Source organism: Methylobacterium soli, from assembly GCF_008806385.1.
GTDB lineage: Bacteria > Pseudomonadota > Alphaproteobacteria > Rhizobiales > Beijerinckiaceae > Methylobacterium > Methylobacterium soli.
In genome coordinates this window covers 46005-65963 of record NZ_VZZK01000033.1, presented here as the reverse complement: position 1 = coordinate 65963, position 19959 = coordinate 46005, and the positions used below count along the sequence as shown (strand labels likewise).

17 protein-coding genes and 1 pseudogene are annotated in these 19959 nt (G+C 71.7%); 7 read left to right on the top strand and 11 right to left on the bottom strand.

What is annotated here, in order from left to right; genetic code table 11:
• Positions 1-54: 54 nt before the first annotated feature.
• Complete coding sequence (gene secA / locus F6X53_RS24680) at positions 55-2955, bottom strand: preprotein translocase subunit SecA (protein ID WP_151003289.1); 2901 nt, start codon at positions 2953-2955, stop codon at positions 55-57.
• Positions 2956-3464: 509 nt separating this feature from the next.
• Between secA and F6X53_RS24675 the strand changes: the two are divergent.
• The 3 genes and pseudogenes from F6X53_RS24675 to F6X53_RS24665 form a co-directional block, all read left to right on the top strand.
• Positions 3465-3734: pseudogene (locus F6X53_RS24675) on the top strand (methyl-accepting chemotaxis protein); the annotation flags it as partial.
• Between the two features lie 166 nt (positions 3735-3900).
• Positions 3901-4827 (top strand): peptidylprolyl isomerase, encoded by a 927-nt coding sequence (locus F6X53_RS24670; protein ID WP_151003287.1) that lies wholly within the window; start codon positions 3901-3903, stop codon positions 4825-4827.
• Between the two features lie 103 nt (positions 4828-4930).
• Positions 4931-5359 carry an anthrone oxygenase family protein gene (locus tag F6X53_RS24665; RefSeq protein ID WP_151003285.1) on the top strand — a complete coding sequence of 143 codons (429 nt, stop codon included), beginning with the start codon at positions 4931-4933 and terminating at the stop codon, positions 5357-5359.
• An 18-nt stretch (positions 5360-5377) separates the two neighbouring features.
• On the opposite strand, the gene F6X53_RS32640 is transcribed toward F6X53_RS24665, so the two are convergent.
• Both F6X53_RS32640 and hemH read right to left on the bottom strand, forming a co-directional pair.
• Positions 5378-5521 (bottom strand): hypothetical protein, encoded by a 144-nt coding sequence (locus tag F6X53_RS32640; RefSeq protein WP_191970981.1) that lies wholly within the window; start codon positions 5519-5521, stop codon positions 5378-5380.
• 89 nt (positions 5522-5610) lie between these two features.
• The gene (gene hemH / locus F6X53_RS24660) at positions 5611-6765 is read right to left on the bottom strand and encodes a ferrochelatase (protein ID WP_151003283.1); all 1155 of its coding nucleotides are present in this window, start codon (positions 6763-6765) and stop codon (positions 5611-5613) included.
• 183 nt (positions 6766-6948) lie between these two features.
• Between hemH and F6X53_RS24655 the strand changes: the two genes are divergently transcribed.
• From F6X53_RS24655 to F6X53_RS24645, 3 genes are all read left to right on the top strand, one after another.
• A complete protein-coding gene (locus F6X53_RS24655) occupies positions 6949-7902 on the top strand; it encodes a class I SAM-dependent methyltransferase (protein ID WP_151003281.1) in 954 nt (317 codons plus the stop codon).
• Between the two features lie 96 nt (positions 7903-7998).
• Positions 7999-9549: a bifunctional metallophosphatase/5'-nucleotidase gene (locus F6X53_RS24650; protein ID WP_151003278.1), complete on the top strand. Its 1551-nt coding sequence runs from the start codon at positions 7999-8001 to the stop codon at positions 9547-9549.
• Positions 9546-10265, top strand: coding sequence for a uracil-DNA glycosylase (locus F6X53_RS24645; RefSeq protein WP_151003276.1), 720 nt, complete (start codon positions 9546-9548; stop codon positions 10263-10265). Before F6X53_RS24650 ends, F6X53_RS24645 begins: the two co-directional genes overlap by 4 nt.
• A 40-nt stretch (positions 10266-10305) precedes the next feature.
• Here F6X53_RS24645 and rlmN read toward each other — a convergent pair whose 3' ends face one another.
• The 6 genes from rlmN to F6X53_RS24615 form a co-directional block, all read right to left on the bottom strand.
• The gene (gene rlmN, locus F6X53_RS24640; protein WP_151003274.1) at positions 10306-11595 is read right to left on the bottom strand and encodes a dual-specificity RNA methyltransferase RlmN; all 1290 of its coding nucleotides are present in this window, start codon (positions 11593-11595) and stop codon (positions 10306-10308) included.
• A 132-nt stretch (positions 11596-11727) separates the two neighbouring features.
• Complete coding sequence (locus F6X53_RS24635) at positions 11728-12573, bottom strand: 23S rRNA (adenine(2030)-N(6))-methyltransferase RlmJ (RefSeq protein ID WP_151003272.1); 846 nt, start codon at positions 12571-12573, stop codon at positions 11728-11730.
• A 62-nt stretch (positions 12574-12635) separates the two neighbouring features.
• A complete protein-coding gene (locus F6X53_RS24630; protein ID WP_151003270.1) occupies positions 12636-13337 on the bottom strand; it encodes a ribonuclease T2 family protein in 702 nt (233 codons plus the stop codon).
• A gap of 68 nt (positions 13338-13405) precedes the next feature.
• A complete protein-coding gene (locus tag F6X53_RS24625) occupies positions 13406-13873 on the bottom strand; it encodes a hypothetical protein (RefSeq protein WP_151003267.1) in 468 nt (155 codons plus the stop codon).
• Between the two features lie 127 nt (positions 13874-14000).
• A complete protein-coding gene (locus F6X53_RS24620; RefSeq protein WP_151003265.1) occupies positions 14001-15041 on the bottom strand; it encodes an extensin-like domain-containing protein in 1041 nt (346 codons plus the stop codon).
• 139 nt (positions 15042-15180) lie between these two features.
• Positions 15181-15912, bottom strand: coding sequence for a DUF2270 domain-containing protein (locus tag F6X53_RS24615; protein ID WP_151003319.1), 732 nt, complete (start codon positions 15910-15912; stop codon positions 15181-15183).
• A gap of 180 nt (positions 15913-16092) precedes the next feature.
• On the opposite strand from F6X53_RS24615, the gene F6X53_RS24610 reads away from it, so the two are divergent.
• A complete protein-coding gene (locus tag F6X53_RS24610) occupies positions 16093-17331 on the top strand; it encodes an amidase (RefSeq protein WP_151003262.1) in 1239 nt (412 codons plus the stop codon).
• Positions 17332-17362: 31 nt separating this feature from the next.
• On the opposite strand, the gene F6X53_RS24605 is transcribed toward F6X53_RS24610, so the two are convergent.
• The gene (locus tag F6X53_RS24605) at positions 17363-18640 is read right to left on the bottom strand and encodes an AI-2E family transporter (RefSeq protein ID WP_151003259.1); all 1278 of its coding nucleotides are present in this window, start codon (positions 18638-18640) and stop codon (positions 17363-17365) included.
• 581 nt (positions 18641-19221) lie between these two features.
• Positions 19222-19662, bottom strand: a complete 441-nt coding sequence (locus F6X53_RS24600; RefSeq protein ID WP_151003317.1) for a molybdenum cofactor biosynthesis protein MoaE — start codon at positions 19660-19662, stop codon at positions 19222-19224.
• Between the last annotated feature and the right edge of the window lie 297 nt (positions 19663-19959).

The following is a 19959-nucleotide window of genomic DNA, read 5'->3' as shown; positions in this document are numbered from 1 at the left end:
CCCGGGCCCGCCCGCCGGTCGCCATGGACCGGCACTTCCGCCCGGGCAGCCGGTTCAGGCCGTGTAGCTGCCGTGGCAGTGCTTGTACTTCTTGCCCGAGCCGCAGGGGCAGGGCTCGTTGCGGCCGACGCGGCCCCAGGTGGCGGCGTCGGTGGGGTCGCGCTCCAGCACCGCCGAATCCGACGCGAGCGCCTGCGCGGCGTAGCCGTAGGCGCCCCCTGCCCCGCCGGCGCTGCCCGAGCCCGCGAAGGCCATCTCGTTCTCGCCCGTGACCGGATCGAGGTGCTGGGCGAACATCGGCGGCAGGGCCGGGCTCTCGAGTCCGCCGAACGGGTTGGCGCCCTCGCCCTCGGGCTCCTGGTAGAGGATCTCGACGCGGGCGAGCTGGGCCGTCACCTGCTCGCGCAGGGACGCAACCAGGCCGTTGAAGAGGTCGAAGGCCTCGGACTTGTACTCGTTGAGCGGGTCGCGCTGGGCGAAGCCGCGCCAGCCGATCACCTGACGCAGGTGGTCGAGGGTGACGAGGTGCTCGCGCCAGAGATGGTCGAGGGTCTGCAGCAGGACCTGCTTCTCGATATAGGTCATCACGTCGGGCGTGTTCTTCTCGACGCGGGCCGCGTAGGCCTCGTCGGCGGCCTTGCGCAGGCGCTCGCGCATCTCCTCGTCGGCGATGCCCTCCTCCTTGGCCCACTCCTCCACCGGCACGTCGAGGTTGAGAACGCCCGTGACCCGCTCGCGCAGGCCGGCGATGTCCCACTGCTCCGCGTAGGCGTTCGACGGGATGTGGACGGCCACGAGGTCGTCGACGACGCCGTGGCGCATCTCGTCCACGGTCTCGCGGACGCTCTCCTGGCCCATGAAGTCGCGGCGCTGCTCGAACACGACCTTGCGCTGGTCGTTCATGACGTTGTCGTATTTGAGCACGTTCTTGCGCATGTCGAAGTTGCGCGCCTCGACCTTCTGCTGCGCCTTCTCGATCGCCTTGTTGATCCAGGGATGGATGATCGCCTCGCCCTGCTCCAGGCCGAGGCGCTGCAGCATGCCGTCCATGCGGTCGGATCCGAAGATCCGCATCAGGTCGTCCTGCAGCGAGAGGTAGAATTTCGAGCGGCCGGGATCGCCCTGGCGGCCGGAGCGGCCGCGCAGCTGGTTGTCGATGCGCCGCGATTCGTGGCGCTCGGTGCCGATGATGTAGAGGCCGCCGGGCAGCGCCTTCTTGCGCCCGGCCTCGGGATCGGCCGGCTCGCCCGAGGCCAGCACCTTGGCGCGGTTCTCCTCGATCTCGGCCCTGATCGCGGCGATCTGCGCCTCCCGCTCCGGCCCCTCGGGCAGGCCCGCGAGCTCCTTCTCGATGCGCATGTCGAGGTTGCCGCCGAGCTTGATGTCGGTGCCGCGCCCGGCCATGTTCGTGGCGATCGTGATCGCGCCCGGCACGCCGGCCTCGGCCACGATATAGGCTTCCTGCTCGTGGAAGCGGGCATTCAGCACCGCGAAGCGCTTCGTCACCCGGCCCTCGCGGGCGGCGGCGTAGACGTCGGTCAGCGCATTCGGGTCCGAGTAGTCGAGGAGGGAGTAGCCGGCCTTCTTCAGGAGCTCGGCCAGCACCTCCGACTTCTCGATCGAGCCGGTGCCGACGAGGATCGGCTGGTGGCGCTGATGCGCCCGGTCGATCTCCTCGATGATGCCCTGGTACTTCTCCTCGACGGTCCGGTAGACCTGATCGTCCTCGTCGACGCGCTCGACCTCCTTGTTGGTCGGGATGTCGACGACTTCGAGCTTGTAGATCTCGGCGAACTCGTCGGCCTCGGTCGAGGCCGTGCCGGTCATGCCCGCGAGCTTGCCGTAGAGGCGGAAATAGTTCTGGAAGGTGATCGAGGCCAGCGTCTGGTTCTCGGGCTGGATCGTGACCCGCTCCTTGGCCTCGAGCGCCTGGTGCAGGCCCTCCGAGTAGCGCCGGCCCTGCATCATGCGGCCGGTGAACTCGTCGATGATCACCACCTCGTCGTTCTTGACGATGTAGTCCTTGTCCTTGGTGAACAGGGTGTTGGCGCGCAAAGCCTGGTTCACGTGGTGGACGAGGGTGACGTTGTGAGCGTCGTAGAGGTCGCCCTCCTTGAGGAGCCCGGCCTCGCGCAGGGCCTCCTCGATGAACTCGTTGCCCTCCTCGGTGAGCGAGACGGTGCGCTGCTTCTCGTCGAGGTCGTAATGCTCGCGCACCAGTTGCGGCATCAGCGCGTCGACCGAGACGTAGAGCTCCGAGCGGTCGTCCACCGGACCGGAGATGATCAGCGGCGTGCGCGCCTCGTCGACCAGGATCGAGTCCACCTCGTCGACGATGGCGTAGTTGTGCCCCCGCTGCGCGAGCTGGGACATCTCGTACTTCATGTTGTCGCGCAGGTAATCGAAGCCGAACTCGTTGTTCGTGCCGTAGGTGATGTCGCAGGCATAGGAGGCCTTGCGCTGCTCGTCGTCGAGGCCGTGCACGATGGTGCCGACCGACATGCCGAGGAAGCGGTAGACCCGGCCCATCCACTCCGCGTCGCGGGAGGCGAGGTAGTCGTTCACCGTGACGACGTGCACGCCCTTGCCCGAGAGGGCGTTGAGGTAGACCGGCAGCGTCGCCACCAGGGTCTTGCCCTCGCCGGTCTTCATCTCGGCGATGCCGCTCTCGTGCAGCACCATGCCGCCGATGAGCTGCACGTCGAAATGGCGCTGGCCGAGCACGCGCTTGGCCGCCTCGCGCACGGTGGCGAAGGCCGGAACCAGGATGTCGTCGAGGCTCTTGCCGGCGGCGAGTTCCGCCTTCAGGGCGTCGGTTCGGGCGCGCAGCTGGTCGTCGGAGAGCGCCGCGACCTCGGGCTCGAGCGCGTTGATCGCCGCGACGCGGGGACGGTAGCCCTTGACCCGACGGTCGTTGGACGAGCCGAAAATCTTCTTGGCGAGGGCACCGAGCATCGTGAACCTGCGGTCGAGCGAGCCGTCAAAAGGCGAATTGGCCGGGCTTATAGAGATAAATATCGGGGGGCGCATCTAAAAGAGGCGGCCTCCGGCCCCGCGCCCGGCCCACTCGCGGAACGCGCGCCGCCGCGCCAAGGCATCGCGGGCGCCGGCCGCCTCGTGCAATCGACAATAGCTATAAGTTCAAATTTTCACTTTTCGTTAGCGCATCACGACAGATCAAGCCCTAAACTGTACTGGACCATTCCAGTCTTGGCAGATCCGTTCCGCCGGAAGACGAGGGAATCCCGGGCGATGAGGTGGAGTGTGCCGGCGCGACTCTGGCTGCTCGTGGGCTGACGGCCTGCGGGCTGGTCAACCCTGGGGCTGATCGCGGTGCAGGATCAGTACAGGCACCTCCTGGCGCAGCGCATGTCGCAGCTCGAAGCCCTGACCGAGACCGCCTCGGGCATTCTCGGGCGCGACCGCAACCTTGCCGCCGGGGGTGCGATGACCGAGGCGGCGCGGCGGGTCGGATCCGCGCGATCAACAGAGTCGCGATCGCGGCCGCCGTGGAGGCGCAGAGCGCGGCCACGCAGGAGATCGCCCGCAATGTCGCGGATGCCGCCTCCGGAACCGAGATCGTGTCGCGCACCGTCTCCGGCGTGGCGGGCGCCGCGACCGAGACGGGCTCGGCCGCCGAGCAGGTCCTGGTCTCCGGCGCGGACCTCTCCCGCGAGGCCGAGCATCTGAGCGCCGAGGTGGCACACTTTCTCGCGAGCGTCCGGGCCGCGTGAGCCGGGATCCGCGGCCAGGCGCGGGGCCGGGACGCTTGCCTTTCTGGGGCTCAAGCTCCACCTGAGTCGCCGCGCCCCCGCGGCGCTTGCCGCTCACGATTCCCGCGCCGAAGACCCTGGCCGCCCGGCCGACAAGGGGCGCGCCGCTGCCCAAGGACGGACCTCCATGCCGATGCCCACCCCTCTCTGGCGCGCCAGCACCCTCGCCTTGAGCCTCGCCCTCCCGGCCGTCGCCTGGGCCCCCTCAGCCCGGGCGCAATCGACGCCGACGCCCGCGGCCGCCCCCGCCGCAACCCCGGCTCCGACCGCGACTCCCGCCCCCGACACGGTGGTGGCCAAGGTGAACGGCGCCCCGATCACGCAGGGCGACCTGACGATCGCGGGCGAGGACCCGGCCCTGTCGCTGCCGGGCGTCGACGAAGCGCAGAAGCAGAAGCTGCTCGTCGATTACATGATCGACCTCAAGGTCGGCGCCCAGGCCGCCGAGACCGCCAAGATCAGCGACACGCCCGACTTCAAGCGCAAGCTCGCCTATTTCCGCGACAAGCTGCTGCTCGACGAATATCTCGAGCGCGAGGCCAAGAAGGCGGCCACCCCCGAGGCCGCGCGGGCGCTCTACGACCAGACCGCCAAGGCGATGAAGCCCGAGGAGGAGGTCCATGCCCGCCACATCCTCGTCGACAACGAGGCCGAGGCGAAGAAGATCGCCGAGCGCATCAAGGGCGGGGAGGATTTCTCGAAGGTCGCCGCCGAGGTCTCGAAGGACCCGGGCTCGAAGACCGAGGGGGGCGATCTCGGCTGGTTCACCAAGGAGCGCATGGTGGCGCCCTTCGCCGACGCCGCCTTCAAGATGCCGGTCGGCCAGGTCTCCGACCCGGTCAAGACCCAGTTCGGCTGGCACGTGATCAAGGTCGAGGAGAAGCGCACCAAGCCGGTCCCGAGCTTCGAGGAGATGCGGGAGCAGGTCGACCAGTACCTGACCCGCAAGGCCCAGCAGGACCTCATCCTGAAGCTGCGCGAGGGCGCCAAGGTCGAGCGCACGGACGCGGCCCCGCCCGTGGCGCCGCCCCCCCTGGAGACGAAGAAGCCCTGATCACCTCCGGGACCGGACCTGGTCCCGGTCGCGCTGGGGCGGGGGCCGCACGCCGATCTCGGTGCCGCGCCCGGTTCGGCGGAGGGCGCCAGGGAGGACAGCGATGCTCGCCGGATTGTCGGCCCTCACCGTCGCCGCGCTGTTCACGGGCGCGGCGCTCTACATCAACGTGGCGGAGCAGCCGGCGCGCCTCGGGCTCGACGATCGCGCCCTGCTGACGCAGTGGCAGCCGGCCTACCGGCGCGGCTTCGCCTTGCAGGCGCCGCTCGCGATCCTCGGCTTCCTGTGCGGGGCCGTGGCCTGGTGGCAGAGCGGGCAGGGCGCGTTTCTGCTCGGCGGCGTGCTGATGCTCGCCAACTGGCCCTACACGATGCTCGCGATCATGCCGACGAACCGGCGCCTGATGGCGATGGAACCCGGCCAGGCGGGACCGGAGAGCCGCGGCCTGATCGAGCGCTGGGGGCGGCTCCACGCGGTGCGCGGCGCCCTCGGCGCGGCGGCGGCGATGCTGTTCCTGTTCGCGCTGGCCTGAGCCTCGGGGCCGGTCCCGTCAGGAGACGTCCGGCATCAGGTAGGCCGAGCCCGTCACCGGCGGCGTCTCGTAGGGGTTCAGCTCCGTCTCGCGGCGCTGCTTCATCAGGTCGAGAAAGGCGAGGAGGAGCCAGGGGCAGCCGATAACGATAAAGAAACCCATCGCCGTTCCTCGTGAGCGCGCCGTCCCTGCGGCCAAGCCCGGGAATGATAGAGGCGGGCGCAGGCTTCGCAAGCGGCCCGGGCCCGGCATCAGGCCGGGAGCCAGCCCTGCAATTCCCGCCGCACCACGTTCTCGATCACCCGCATGCCGAGGTCCGAATCGTTGAGGCACGGGATGTAGGCGAAGCGCTCGCCGCCATTCTCCTCGAAATAATGGCGGTTCTCGCCGTCGAGCTCCTCCAGGGTCTCCAGGCAATCGGCCGTGAAGCCCGGCGCCACGATGGCCATGCGCTTGACCCCGCTCTTGGCGAGCGCCTGCACGGTCTCGTCCGTGTAGGGCTTCAGCCATTCCTCGTTGCCGAAGCGCGACTGGAAGGTGACGCGCATCCGCTCGGGCGAGAAGCCCAGGGCCTCGCGGATCAGGCGGCCGGTCTTCACGCATTGGCAATGGTAGGGGTCGCCCTTGAGCAGGTAGCTCTTCGGCACGCCGTGGAACGAGGTGAGGATCACCTCCGGCTCGAAATCGAGCCTGGCCAGCCCCTCGCGGATCGATTGGGCCATGGCCTCGATGTAGACGGGATCGTCGTGATAGGGCGGCGAGACCCGCACCGTCGGCTGCCAGCGCATCTGCATCAGGGCCTTGAAGGCCTGGTCGCAGGCGGTGGCGGAGGTGGCCGCCGCGTATTGGGGATAGAGCGGCACCAGCAGGATGCGGTCGCAGCCCTGGTCGAGGAGCGCCTGGATGCGCAGGGAGACCTCCGGCTTGCCGTAGCGCATCGCCCAGTCGACCACGACCGAATCCCCCATGGCCGCCTGCAGCCGCTCGCACTGGCCGCGCGTGATGGTCTTGAGCGGGCCCTCGTCGCGCTCGTTGTTCCAGACGCTCGCGTAGTCCTTGCCCTTCGGGCCGGGGCGCTTGGTCAGGATGATCAGGTTGAGGAGCGGCCACCAGATCAGGCGCGGCACCTCGATGACGCGCCGGTCCGAGAGGAATTCCTTGAGGTAGCGCCGCATCGGCCAGTAGCTCGTGCCCTCGGGCGTGCCGAGGTTCATCAGGAGCACGCCGACGCGGCCCCAGCGCACCGGCGGGTGCTCGGCCGGCAGAGGGGCCCCCTGGCCGGGGAGCGGCGCCCCCGGGCCGGGGAGCGATGCCCCCTGGCCGGGAAGCGGCGCCCCCGGGCCGGGGCGCTGCGGCTCCCGGGCGTGGGGCGCCTGCAGCGAGGAGGGTTCGACGCGTTCGTTCATCGGGCTTTTCCGGCTTGGCGCCGCTTCCTGTCACCGCCGCCGGCTCGCCCGGCGACGCATCTCTGACGCCCGGCCTCGGGCGAGGGGCGGATCCGCACGGGACGGGGCCGCAGTTGTGTCCGGGTGGATATCTAACTAGAGCACGGAGCCTGCCAGCGAAGAAACGACAGGACAGGGCGCGACATGCCGTCTCCCCGCTACTTCCTCAACCACTTCATGCCGTTCACGGGCTACCCCTACACGGGGGCGCCCACGGCCTGCAATCTGTGCGGATCGCGCGAGAGCGTGACGGTGGCGGAGACCGACCGGCGCCTGAAGACCCTGAAATCCATCGCCTGCACCCAGTGCGGCCTGATCCGCACCGACCCGATGCCGACGCCGGGCGAGCTCGCGGATTATTACGCGACCGCCTACCGGGCCGATTACCAGCTCGCCTTCGCGGGCGGTCCGCCGCGCCATCACCTCAACCGCTCCGCCCGCGAGGCCGCCTTCCGGGCCGATCTCCTGGCGCCGAAGCTGGTGCCCGGGGCCCGCGTCCTCGATTTCGGCTCGGGCTCGGGCGAGTTCCTGGCCGCCGCCCGGGCGCGGGGCTGCGAGGCGATCGGCGTCGAGCCGGGCCGCGACTACGCGACCTATGCGCGCGAGCATCACGGCGTCGAGGTTTTGGACGATGCCGAGGACGACCGTTTCGCCCCGGGCTATTTCGACGTGATCACGACGCATCACGTGATGGAGCATCTGCGCGACCCCGCCGACGTGATGGAGCGCCTCGCCCGCTGGCTGAAGCCCGACGGCGTGCTCTACGCCGCCGTACCCAACATGGCCGCCACCGGCAAGCCGCCGCATGAGCGCTTCCACTTCGCCCACGTGCACGGTTTCGTGCGCGACACCTTCGACCTCACCGCCCGCCGGGCCGGCCTCGTGCCGCATACCGAGTATTGGCGCGAGGACACCACGGTGGTCTACCGCAAGTCGGAGCTGCCGGCCGGCCCGATCGCCGCGCCGGGCCTCGCCCAGCGCCTCGCCGCCGAGCTGAAGCCGATGCCGGCCGCCGCCTATCTCGCCTCCGGCGCCTGGATCTGGCCGATGGTCCGGCGCAACGCCAAGGCCGTGCGCGACACCTTCGCGCCGCGCTAGGCGGCGGGCCCGGGGCCGCCCGTGATGGCCGGCGGCGCCATAGCGCCGTGACGGGGCGCGGCCTATCAAGGGCGCCTTCCTCGGAGACGCTCCCCGATGCCGCGCCCCAATCGCCGCCAGACCCTCGGCCTCGGCCTCGGTGCTGGCCTCGCCGCGGGGCTGACGGCCAGGGCGGCCGAGGCGCAGGGCCCCGCCCCCGACCCGACCTTCACGCTTCTCCTCGTCAACGACGTCTACCAGATGGCCGAGGCCGACGGCTGGGGCGGCTTCGCGCGGCTCAACGCCATCGTGAAGGCGGAGCGGGCCCGCGGCGTGCCGATGCTCTACGCGCATGCGGGCGACACCCTCTCGCCCTCCCTGATGTCGGGCTTCGACAAGGGCGCCCACATCATCGAGCTCCTCGATCTCGCGCCCCCGGACGTGTTCGTGCCGGGCAACCACGAGTTCGATTTCGGCCCCGCCACCTTCCTGGAGCGCATGGGGGAGGCGAGCTTCCCGGTCCTGGCGGCCAATCTCCGGGACGCGCAGGGGCAGATCCTGCCGGGCCTGCGCGACCGCATGATCGTCAGCCTCGGGGGCATCCAGGTCGGAATCGTCGGGATCGCGCTCGAGAGCACGCCGCAGAAATCCCAGAGCCAGGACCTGCGCTTCGGCCCCGAGATGGAGACGCTCGCCGACCAGGCCGAGGAACTGCGCCGGGAGGGGGCCGAGATCGTCGTCGGCGTCGCCCACACGGCGCGCCCCACCGACCGCGCGATCGTGGCGGCGGGCCTTGTCGACATCCTGCTATCCGGCCACGACCACGACCTCCTGGTGCATTACGATGGCCAGCGCGTGCTGGCGGAATCGAGCCACGACGCCCATTACGTCACGGCCATCGACATCACCGCGACGGTGACGGGCGAGGGCAGGACCCGGCGCGTCACCTGGCGCCCGCGCTTCCGCATCCACGATTCGAGCCTCGTGCGCCCGGATCCCGCGACGCTGGCGGTGGTCCAGCGCCACGAGGCGGCCCTGTCGCGCGAGCTCGACGTGGCGATCGGGCGGACCAAGACGGCCCTCGACAGCCGCGTCGCCACCGTGCGGGCCCGCGAATCGAGCTTCGGCGACCTCGTGGCCGACGCGCTGCGCGCCGCCACCGGGGCCGAGATCGCGATCATGAATGGCGGCGGCATCCGGGGGAACCGGCTCTACCCGGCCGGGGCGGAACTGACCCGGCGCGACGTGCTCACCGAGCTTCCCTTCGGCAACACCACGGTGCTGGTCGCGATCACGGGCGCGCAGGTCCTGGCGGCCCTGGAGAACGGGCTCGCCGATTACGGCCGCCCCTCCGGCCGCATGGCGCAGGTCTCGGGCCTCGTGGTGACGCTCGATCCCGCCGCCCAGCCCGGGCACCGCATCGCCTCCGTCACGGTCGCGGGCGAACCCCTGGATCCCGCCCGCAGCTACCGGGTCGCCTCGAACAGCTTCCTGTATGACGGCGGCAACGGCTACGGCATGCTGGCGCAGGGGCGCACCCTGATCGGCGCGACGGACGGCAAGCTCGTCTCGAACGAGGTCATGGCCTACATCCGCCGCACCGCGCCCCTCGCCATCGAGGCCGGGGCCCGCATCCTGGTCGCTGAAGGCAGCCCGATCCCTCGATGACAGACACCGTCGCCGCGGCGCTGCGCCGCTTCCGCGCCTCCGGCTCGCCCTGGGCCCGGCTGCCCTTCTTCACCGAGGGCGCGGCCGACGCGGTGGCGGCGCGGGTCGATGCCCGCATCGCGGCCGGCGCGCAGGTGCTCCCCGCCCCTTCGAACGTCTTCAACGCCCTCGCGCTGACGCCCCTGCCCGACGTGAAGGTCGTGATCCTCGGCCAGGATCCCTACCCGACGCCGGGCGATGCCAACGGCCTCGCCTTCTCGTATGTGGGATCCCGCCGGCTCCCCGCCTCCCTGAAGGTGATCCTCGCCGAGATCGACCCGGACAAGCCGACAGCCACGCCGGCGGCCGAGCCGGTAGCCAAGCCGGCGCGCGGGGACCTGACGCCCTGGGCGCGCCAGGGAGTGCTCCTCCTCAACAGCGCCCTGACGGTGGAGGCCGGCCAGGCCGGCGCGCATCTGCGCTACGGCTGGTCGCAACTCACCGACGAGGCCGTGGCGGCGGTCTCGGCCCGGCCGCAGCCGGCCGTGTTCCTGCTCTGGGGGGCGCAGGCCCGAGCGCGGGCCGGGCTGATCGACCGGGCGCGCCACTGCGTCATCGAGAGCGGGCACCCCTCGCCGCTTAACCGGGCGCGGGATTTTCCGGGCTCGGCGCCCTTCGGGCGGGCGAATGCGTGGCTCGCATCACAGGGCCTCGCCCCGATCGCGTGGGCGCTCTAGCCCGGACGGCTACCCCTCGGATGGTGCGGCCGCCCGGCACTCAATCCTCGCCGCCGGCATACATCCGCTCGGCGCCGATGCCCTCCTCGAGCATCAGGCGGGCGCGGGCGCGCAGCTTCTCGGTCTCGCTCTTGAGCTGGCCGCATGCCGCCAGGATGTCGCGGCCGCGGGGCGTGCGCACCGGCGAGGCGTAGCCGGCATTGAAGACGATCTCGGAGAAGCGCTCGATTCGCTCCCAGTCCGAGCATTCGTAGCGGCTGCCCGGCCAGGGGTTGAACGGGATCAGGTTGATCTTGGCCGGGATGCCCTTGAGGAGCCGCACCAGCTCGCGCGCATCCGAATCCGAATCGTTGACGCCCTTCAGCATCACGTACTCGAAGGTGATGCGCCGGGCGTTGTTGAGGCCCGGATAGCGGCGGCAGGCGTCGAGGAGATCGGCGATCGGGTACTTGCGGTTGAGCGGCACCAGCTCGTCGCGCAGTTCGTCGCGCACGGCGTGGAGCGAGATGGCGAGCATCGCGTGCGCCTCCTCGCCGAGGCGATGCATCTGCGGCACCACGCCCGAGGTCGAGACCGTGATGCGCCGCCGCGACAGGCCGAGCCCCTCCGGATCCGCCATGACGCCCACCGCGTCGACGACGTTGTCGAGATTGTAGAGGGGCTCGCCCATGCCCATGAACACGATGTTGGTGACGAGGCGCCCCGCCTCGCCGCTGCCGGTGGCGTCGCGCGTGGGCATCTGGCCGACCCAGTCGCCGAGCGCGTCGCGGGCGACGACGAGCTGCGCCGCGATCTCGGCGGCCGAGAGGTTGCGCACGAGGCGCTGCGTCCCGGTGTGGCAGAACGAGCAGGTGAGCGTGCAGCCGACCTGGCTGGAGACGCAGAGCGTGCCCCGGTCCGGCCCCGGAATGTAGACGCACTCGATCTCGGCGCCGCGATTGTGGTCGTGCCGGCCGGTCGGCGCCATGCGCAGCAGCCACTTGCGGGTGCCGTCGCGGGAGACCTGCTGGCTCACGATCTCGGGCCGGTCGAGGGTGTAGTGCTGCTTGAGCTGGGCCTTGAGGCCTTTGCCCACATTGGTCATGGCGTCGAAGTCCTGGGCGCCGCGCACGTAGAGCCAGTGCCAGATCTGGCCCGTGCGCATGCGGCTCTCGCGCTCCGGCACGCCCATGGCGACGAGATGTGCCTTGAGCCCCTCCCGGGTCAGCCCGACGAGGGAGGCGCGCAGGCCCGGGAGCGGGCCGGCCTCGACCTGCGCCTCGGGGAGCTTCTCGATTGCCGGAACGGCGCTGCCTTCGCGCCGGGCGGTGTCGAACGACGCCGTCGCCATGATGGATCCAGATCAGTTTGGAGCGGAGATGTCCCCGCATATAGGTGATTCAACGGGCAAACGCGAATGTTTGCAGGCGGCTCCGCCGGATCGGGGGCTTGCGTTCCGGGCGGGGCGCGGGGGCCGACCCCCTCAGTCCGGGGCCCCGATCGCCTCGCACCGGAAGGCGGCGTAATCCCCCCGGGCCAGGCGCTCGGCCAAAGCCGGCAGGAACAGGCTGGCCTCGTCGGCGAGCGTCCAGGGCGGGTTGACCACGACGAGGCCGGTGCCCGCGAGGCGCAGGCCGTCCGGCCGGTCGATCATCAGGTCGAGGCGCAGGGCCGGTCGCTTCAGGGCGCCGTCGAGCGCCGTCATCATGCGCTCCAGCGCGCCCACATCCTTGATCGGGTACCAGGCCAGGAAGATGCCGGTCGGCCACTTCGCCACCGCCTTGGCGAGGCGGCTGCCGAGGCGGTCGATCTCGCCCGGGACCTCGTAGGGCGGGTCGATCAGCACGAGGCCGCGCCGTTCGGGCGGCGGGATCAGGCTGTTCAGCGCGGTCCAGCCGTCGAGATGCATCACCTTGGTGCGCGGGTCCGCGTTGTAGCGCTCGCGCAGGAGTGCCGCGTCGTCCGGGTGCAGCTCGACGAAGACGCCCTGATCGGTCGGCCGCAGGGCCTCGCGGATGAGGGCGGGCGAGCCCGGATAGGTGCTGGCGCCGTGGCGCTCCTGGACCCTGGCCACCGCCTCGCGATAGGGCGCGAGCAGGGTCTCGACGACGAGCGGGAAGGGCTCGTCGAGGCGGCCCCAGCCCGCCTCCCACTCGCCGGTGCGCCCGGCCTCGTCGCCCGCGAGGTCGTAGAAGCCGAGCCCCGCGAAGGCGTCGATGGCCCGGAAGCCCGCGGGCTTGGTGCGCAGATGCGCGAGGACGCGGGCCAGGACGAGGTGCTTCAGCACGTCGGCGAAATTGCCCGCATGGAAGGCGTGCCGGTAATTCATGGCGCGGGATTCGGAGGAATCGCGCGCAATGTCTAGAGGCGCGGGCGATCCTGTGCGGCCCGTCAGCGGGCGGCGTCGATGGCGATCTCGGGCGCGCGGCAATTCTGGCGCGCCACCTCCGGGCAGGGCGTGAAGCCGCGCAGGTCCTTGGAGAAGCAGATCCGGACCTCCTGCAGCTGGCCGCGCGCGCAGGTCACCGACATCATGTCCGGGCGCAGGCCCCGGTTGGCGAGCACGAAGGCGCGGGCGATCTCGATCGGTGCCGCCTTGCGGTCGGAGCCCGCCGCCTTGAAGTCGTCGGGAATCGTCACCGCCATGCGGGCGTCCTTGGCGGCGCGGAAATAGGCCGCGGGGTCGAGCCCCGAGCAGGTGCCGTGCTTGCGCCACTCGTAGCGGGCCAGCCCCTCGCTCGGATAGACCTCGCCCGCGGCCTCCATGGCCTGCCGGGTGGGGGCGCGCTCGACGGCCGAGCAATTCTGGGGGTAGCCGCGCTCGTATTGCGGCCAGAGGCCGTGCACCACGAAGCCGAGGCCGCGGCCCGGCGCGCATTGGCGATCGTCCCGGCGCGCGCCCGCGATCTCGCAATACGTGGGCGACCAGGACAGGGCGAGGACGTAGAAATCGAAGGCGCCCGGCGTGCCGCCGCCGCGGCCCTCACCGCCGCCACCGCGGCCGAAGCCGCCGTAATCCTGCGCCTGCGCGCCCGACGCGAGAAGCGCCCCCGCCATCGCGATGGCGCGGATGCCCGAAACTGTCGGCTTCATGACCATCCCCCGAAGGCAGAAGCGAGTCTGCGGCGCCCCCTGGCCGCGCCGTGTTCCGGCGCGCCGGCTTACGGGCGCGCCATGCGGCAGGCCGTAGCGTAGGCGTAGGCGAGGCTGCGGTCGAGGCCGTGGACGCAGAACTCGACGCCCCAGGTCGCCCCGATGATGCCGAGGCTCTCGCGCACCGAGTAATCGACCTTGCGGCGGATGCCATCGGAGGTGGTGGCAGTCGCCGAGCAGAACCGGCGCGGGTAGAAATCGAGGCCCCAGGGGCGCCACGCGGTCCGCTCGACATGGTCGTAGGAGATGATCGTCAGGGACGAGTTCCAGTACTTCGCCTCCTTCTCGGCGAACTGGGTCGCGACCTTCTCCAGCACGTCGGCATCCTGGCAGCCCGGGATGTTCGCGTCGAAGGGGAAGATCCGCTCCTCGGACGGCTCGATCTCCTCCCGCGCCGAGCGGGCGGAGGCGGGCTGCAGCGCGCTCGCGAGGAGGAGTCCGATGCTCAAGGCGGCGAAGGTGGAGTTCGGGCGCATGCCGGCGTCTTCCGCTGGAATTCCTGATCCCCCGGACGATGGCCGGCCCTCCCGCCGTGTCAAGCTGGCGTACGGTCCGGCCCATGCTTTCGGGGCCGACTGGGGTGTGCGGGGCACACCCCGGGCATCAGTAGATCGGGCCGGCTCCGAGGCCGGGCGCGGCGAGCGACAGCGGCTCCTCGAACCCGGGCGCCGGCTCGTCATAGGCGGAGGCCGCCGCGACGCGGGGGCCTGCCGGGCGGCCCGGATAGGGGCGCAATGCGGGCGCGGAGGCGTAGGCGGAGGGCGCTTGAGCGGAGGGAGCCTGGGCCGCGCGCGCCTGGGCCGGGGCCGGGGCCCGGGCGACCCGGCTGGGGGTCTCGCGGGCCGACATCGGGGTCAGGCCGTAGGGATCGTCCTCCTCGATGTCGATCGGGGCCTGCGGCGGGGCGGGCTGGCGCTCGGGCGGCCGCGGGCGGGCATAGGAGCGGGCGCCCTCGGTGCCGAGCTGCGGCGTGAACTTGATCAGCGGCTGGCAGATCCGCTTGAGGCCGCGGGGATCGTGCCGGGCGAGGTCCACGTGGATGTGGTCGTAGTGGAACACGTTCGAGCCCGGCGCCAGCACCGTGGTGAAGCGCTGGCAGGCCCCGAGGAAGACCTCGCGCAGGAAGCCCTGCTCGGCCTCGGTGCCGCGCCAGCCGCCCTTGACGGTGATGACGTAGCCGTCGGCGAGCTTGAAGGACATCACGTCGACGGCGTTGCCGAAGGAATGCTCCGAAAGCTTGGCGCCGGCCTGGTTGTTGCGGCCCCGGCAGGCATAGGAGCCGGCATTGATCTCCGCGACCGGCTGGCCGAAATACAGCTCGGCGGCCGGCTGGATGGTCTCGGCGAGCCAGGCCTCGGCCTCGGCCAGCGCCGGGCAGGCCAGCGTCATGCGCTGCTTCAGCGCCACCGTGCCGTTGCCGAGGCGCGTCACCCGGAAGGGCTGCTGCATGCCGCAGGGCCCCGGACCGCTGATCTCCTTGGAAAAGCTCATGAATTCGGTCGGCTGCACGAGCCGCTTCGACAGGCAGATCTGCTCCGCCTGGTCGCGCCAAGGCTCCCGCCGCTCGAACTTGTTGAGCGCACAGCCGGTGAGCCCCGCGCCGAACAGCGCAAGGGCGGAGAACGCAATTACGCCACGCCACATGGCGCGTAAGATGCGCAAGGTTGTGTGAAGGGATCGTCAACGCTGACGCGTCCCCGCGCCTCCCGTCGGGTGGGAATCCCGGGGCCTCGGCCGCGTCGGGGGCGGGCCCGGTCGGGGGACCCGCGCCAGGGCAATGTCGCTAGACATGGACCTGCCCGTCCTCCCCCGCCCGGTCGCGGCGGATCGACCGGAGGCTGGCGGCCAGGAGCCAGCCGTAGAAGCCCGCGACCGCGCCGAGCACCAGCCAGCCGGGCAGCGGCCCGAGCGCCGCGTTGTCGAGGCCGGCCGCCAGCGCGTGGATGAGGTCCGGCCCCGGCTCGGCGGCGGGCGCGGGCTGGAGCTTGGCCGAGGTGATCTTGAGGATCCAGGCCAGGAGCAGGATCAGGAACATCCAGCAGTAATTGCGCCGCAGGCGCCGCGAGAGCGCGTCGATGAGGCTGATCCGGAAGGCGGGCCGGCGCAGGTCCTGCCCCAGATCGCCCATCCAGCCGCTGCCGGGACCGGGCTCGGGGTCGAAGACCTGCGCGTAGTAATGGCGCTCCATCTGCCGGACCCGGGCGCGGTAGACGTCGAAGAAGCGGTAGCGGCGCGCCTCGATGGCGAGCAGGAGCAGCACCAGCAGCATGGCGAACAGGAGGACGCCGTGATGGGCGGTCGGCGTCGAGAGCGAGACCGACAGCATCGCGGCCACCACCGTAATCGCCCAGTTGGTGGTGCGGTCGATGCGGTCGCGCCAGCCCGCCATGCGGCCGATCTCGGCCCGGTGGTAATGGGCCAGCACCGTGATGATCTCGCCCGGGCTGCGGGGCAGCGGGATCGGGGCGGCCTCCGGCGCCTGGTCGCGGCCGAGGGCCGGCGGCACCTGCTCCATGGTCTCCTCCTGGTCGTCCGGGCCGGTTCCGGGCTCGGCCGGGCCTTCTCGCGACACATCGGGCCCTGTCCGGGCCCGGCGACTTTATACCAGGAGTTGCATTTTGCTGGGGGGCGCGACGCGGTTCGGACGGTCTCCGGCGCGGTTGACAGCGCCGCCGCCGCGCTCGACTGAACGCCGATGCTGTCCCTCGTCGATCTCCGCTCCCGACTGGATTCCGGCGCCCTGACGCCGGAGGCCGCGATCCGCCTGGCGCAGGAGGCCATCGCGGCGCGGGAGCCGGAGGTGGGCGCCCTCGTGAGCCGCCTGGCGGAGCCCCGGGTGCCGGGCTCCGGGCCGCTCGCCGGCATCGCGGTCGGGGTCAAGGACATCATCGACACCGCCGACCTGCCGACCGAGATGGGCTCGGGCCTCTATGCCGGCTGGCGGCCCAAGGCGGACGCCGCCATCGTGATGCGGCTGAGGGCCCTCGGGGCGGTGCCGCTGGCCAAGACCACGACCTCGCCCTTCGCGAGCCTCGACCCCACCGCGACCCGCAATCCCCGCGCGCCGGGGCGCACGCCCGGGGGCTCCTCGGCGGGCTCGGCCGCCGCCGTCGCGGCCGGGATGCTGCCGCTTGCCCTCGGCACCCAGACCGGCGGCTCGGTGATCCACCCGGCCGCCTTCTGCGGCGTCGCGGCGATCAAGCCCTCGTTCCGGCTGCTGCCGACGGTGGGCGTCAAGACCGTCTCGTGGGCGCTGGACACCCTCGGGCTGTTCGGGGCCGGCATCCGCGACGTCGCCCATGCCCTGGCGCTCCTCGCCGACCGGCCGGCGATCGATCTCGGGCCCGATCCCGGCGCCCCCCGCATCGGCCTCGTCACCCAGGATTTCGCGGGCGCGCCCGAGCCCGCGATGGCGGCGGCCCTGGCGCGGGCGGTGCGGGCAGCCGAGCGCGCCGGGGCGCGGGTGAGCGATCTCGCCCTGCCCGCGCCCCTGCCCGAGGCCTGGGCCGGGCACGGCATCATCCAGAACTACGAGGCCCGGCAGGCTCTTTCCTGGGAATACGCCACCCACCGCTCCGCCCTGTCCGAGACCCTGCGCGGCCAGCTCGACCGGGCGCAGGACCTGACGGCGGAGGCCTATGACGGGGCCCGCCGCCACGCCCACCGGGCCCGGGGCGTCCTCAAGGACCTGTTCGGCGAGGTCGACGCCCTCCTGACGCCGTCGGCCCCCGGCCCGGCACCGGAGGGCCTCGCTGCCACGGGCGATCCGCGCTTCAACCGGCTCTGGACCCTGATGGGCGTGCCCTGCGTCAACGTTCCGGTGCCGGGCGCGGGCGCGCCCCTCGGCATCCAGGTCGTCGCCCGCTTCGGCGATGACGGCCGGGCCCTGGCAGTGGCCCGGCTGATCGAGGGCGCGCTCGCGGCAGAGTCCTGAGACAAATCCTGAGACGGAATCCTGGGCCGGCTCAATCCGCCTCCTCGCCCAGGGTCTCCTCGACATAGAGCTGCTCCAGCAGCACCTTGATCACGGCGAGCAGCGGCAGCGCGAGGGCGATCCCCCAGAGCCCGAACAGGACGCCGAGCAGGAGCTGCCCGGCAAAGATCGTGGCGGGCGGGATGTCGAGCGCCCGCTTCTGGATGAACGGCGTCAGGCCGTAGCTCTCCAGGGTCTGGACCGCGAGATAGACCCCGATGGCGCCGAGCAGCGCGCTCCAGCCCGAGGCGAGGCTCGCCAGCACGATCACGAGGCCCGCCACCAGGGGCCCGATCGTCGGGACGAAGGCCAGGAGCCCCGCCTGCAGGCCGAGGATCAGCGAGCCGCCGATGCCCAGGAGCCAGAGGCCGCCCCAGACGCAGAGGAAGATCACCGTCATGGTGATGAGCTGGCCGAACAGCCAGTGGCGCAGGGTCTCGCCCATGCCGTCCAGAACCTTGGCGCCCCGGGGCCGGTGGCGCGGCGGCACGAAGCGCAGGATCCCGTCGCGGTAGCTGCCGGGATCGGCCGCGAAGGCGGCCCCCAGGAACACGATGACCAGGGCGTTGCCCAGGGCGTCGAACAGGCCGAAGATCACCGTGGCGGCGGGGCCCAGCACGCTGCCGGCATCCGACAGGAGCGAGCTCGGGCTGCCCAGCACCCCGGAGGCGAGGCCCCCGAGACCGCCGGATTTCTGCCCGCGCGCCGCGTCCTCCCGCGCGCCGGCCTTCGGCTCGGCCTTGTCAGATCCGCCCTTGTCCGAGCCAGTCTTGTCCGAGCCGGTCTTGTCCGGGTTCTGGCCCGAACCCTGATCGGAAGAATCCGGATGCGAACCGCCCTGATCCGGCGCGTCGTGGCCCTCGAGGGCGTTGAGCAGGGGCAGGTCGACGCCGTGGGCCTTGAGCCAGCCGGTGACGGTGCCGGATTGCTGGCGGATGGTCTGGCCGAGGTCGCGTCCCTGCTGGGCAATGGTGGCGCCCCCGAAGGCGATGAAGCCGAGGGCCGCCGCCGCGACCGCGAGGCTCGCGATCGTGAGCCGGAGGCCCCGCGGCAGGGGCAGCAGGTGCCCGAGCCCCCGGGTCAGCCCGTCGAGGAACACGCCGAGCAGGGCGCCGGCGAAGATCAGCATCAGGGTCGCCACCGACATCCAGGCCAGGGCGAGCAGCGCGGCGAACGACACCACGGCGATTCCGGCAAGCGCCAGCGCGCGGGTGCCCCGCGCGGCGGGACCGGCCGGCGCGTCGGCGGGGCGTGGGGCTTGCTGCAGCATCTCTGGAACTCTCGGGTGACGGATCGGGCCGCAGGTTTGCGGCGACGGAAGCGCTGCCGGGAAGGCCCCGGCGCCGGGGTTGGTTCCCGATCTCACCTCCGCGCCTCGCTCGCGCGAATTCACGCGTGCCGCCGTTCCGGCGCACTGGAGGCGAGTTCGGGATGCGCGGCGGCTGTCAGAACCAGCCCTAATGGCGCGACCGGCCCCCTCTCCCGTGCGGGAGAGCTTGCCCGCGAAGCGGGCCGGGGTGAGGGGTGCGCGGTATCCGGAAAGGTCGCACCCCTCACCCGGTCGGCTCGCGCCGACTCGACCTCTCCCGGACGGGAGAGGTGATGTGCTCGGAGGTCCGCTCAAAACGTCATTCGGGGGCGCCGGAGGTGAGCCCAAGCTGCGCGGCGGGTGCCAGAACCAACCCTGATGGCGCGACGAGCCCCCTCTCCCGTGCGGGAGAGGGTTGGGGTGAGGGGTGCGACCTCTCCGGACAACGCACCCCCCTCACCCGGTCGGCTGGCGCCGACTCGACCTCCCCCGAATGGGAGCGGTGGCCGCGCCCGCGCCTCCAGCCTGTCGGTCCGGCGCGCTCAGATCCAGCGCTCGGCCGCCGCGTCGTCGGCTTGCGTGGCCTCGACCCAGCCGCCGGTGCTGCCGTCGGCGCGGTGCTCGCGCTTCCAGAAGGGGGCGCGGGTCTTGAGGTAGTCCATCAGGAAGCTCGCGGCCTCGAAAGCGGCGGTCCGGTGCGCGGAGGCCGTGAGGACGAGGACGATGCCGTCGCCCGGGGCCACGAGGCCGTGGCGGTGGACCACCCGCACCCCCGCGAGCGGCCAGCGCGCCAGCGCCTGCGCCACCACGCGGCCGATCTCGGCCTCGGCCATGCCGGGGTAATGTTCGAGCTCCAGCCCGGCGAGGCGCCCGCCCTCGTCCCGGCAGAGGCCTGTGAAGGTGACGACGGCGCCGGCCCGGCCCGCTGTCGCGGCCGAGAGCCGCGCGATCTCGGCCGCGACGTCGAAGGGCTCGGCCTGGATGCTGACGGGATCGTGGGCAGGCGCTTCTGGGGCAGGCGCTTCGGGGGAAGTCGCTTCTGGGACAGACGCTTCGGGAACGGCGGACACGGGATTCTCCAACGAGCCTGAGGGCGAGCCTCGGATGAGCGCGGCGGCGAGACGGGTGACAACCTCGGGCGATCGCGCGTAAGCGTGGCTCGACTCAACGCCGGCCCGCATGCGCCTATATGGCATGGCGACTCAAGGCTCGCGCCCGCGCCGAGGCCCGGCCCCGCATCCCGGGAACGGGGTTTGCAGGGCCGCGCCTCGCAGACGGAA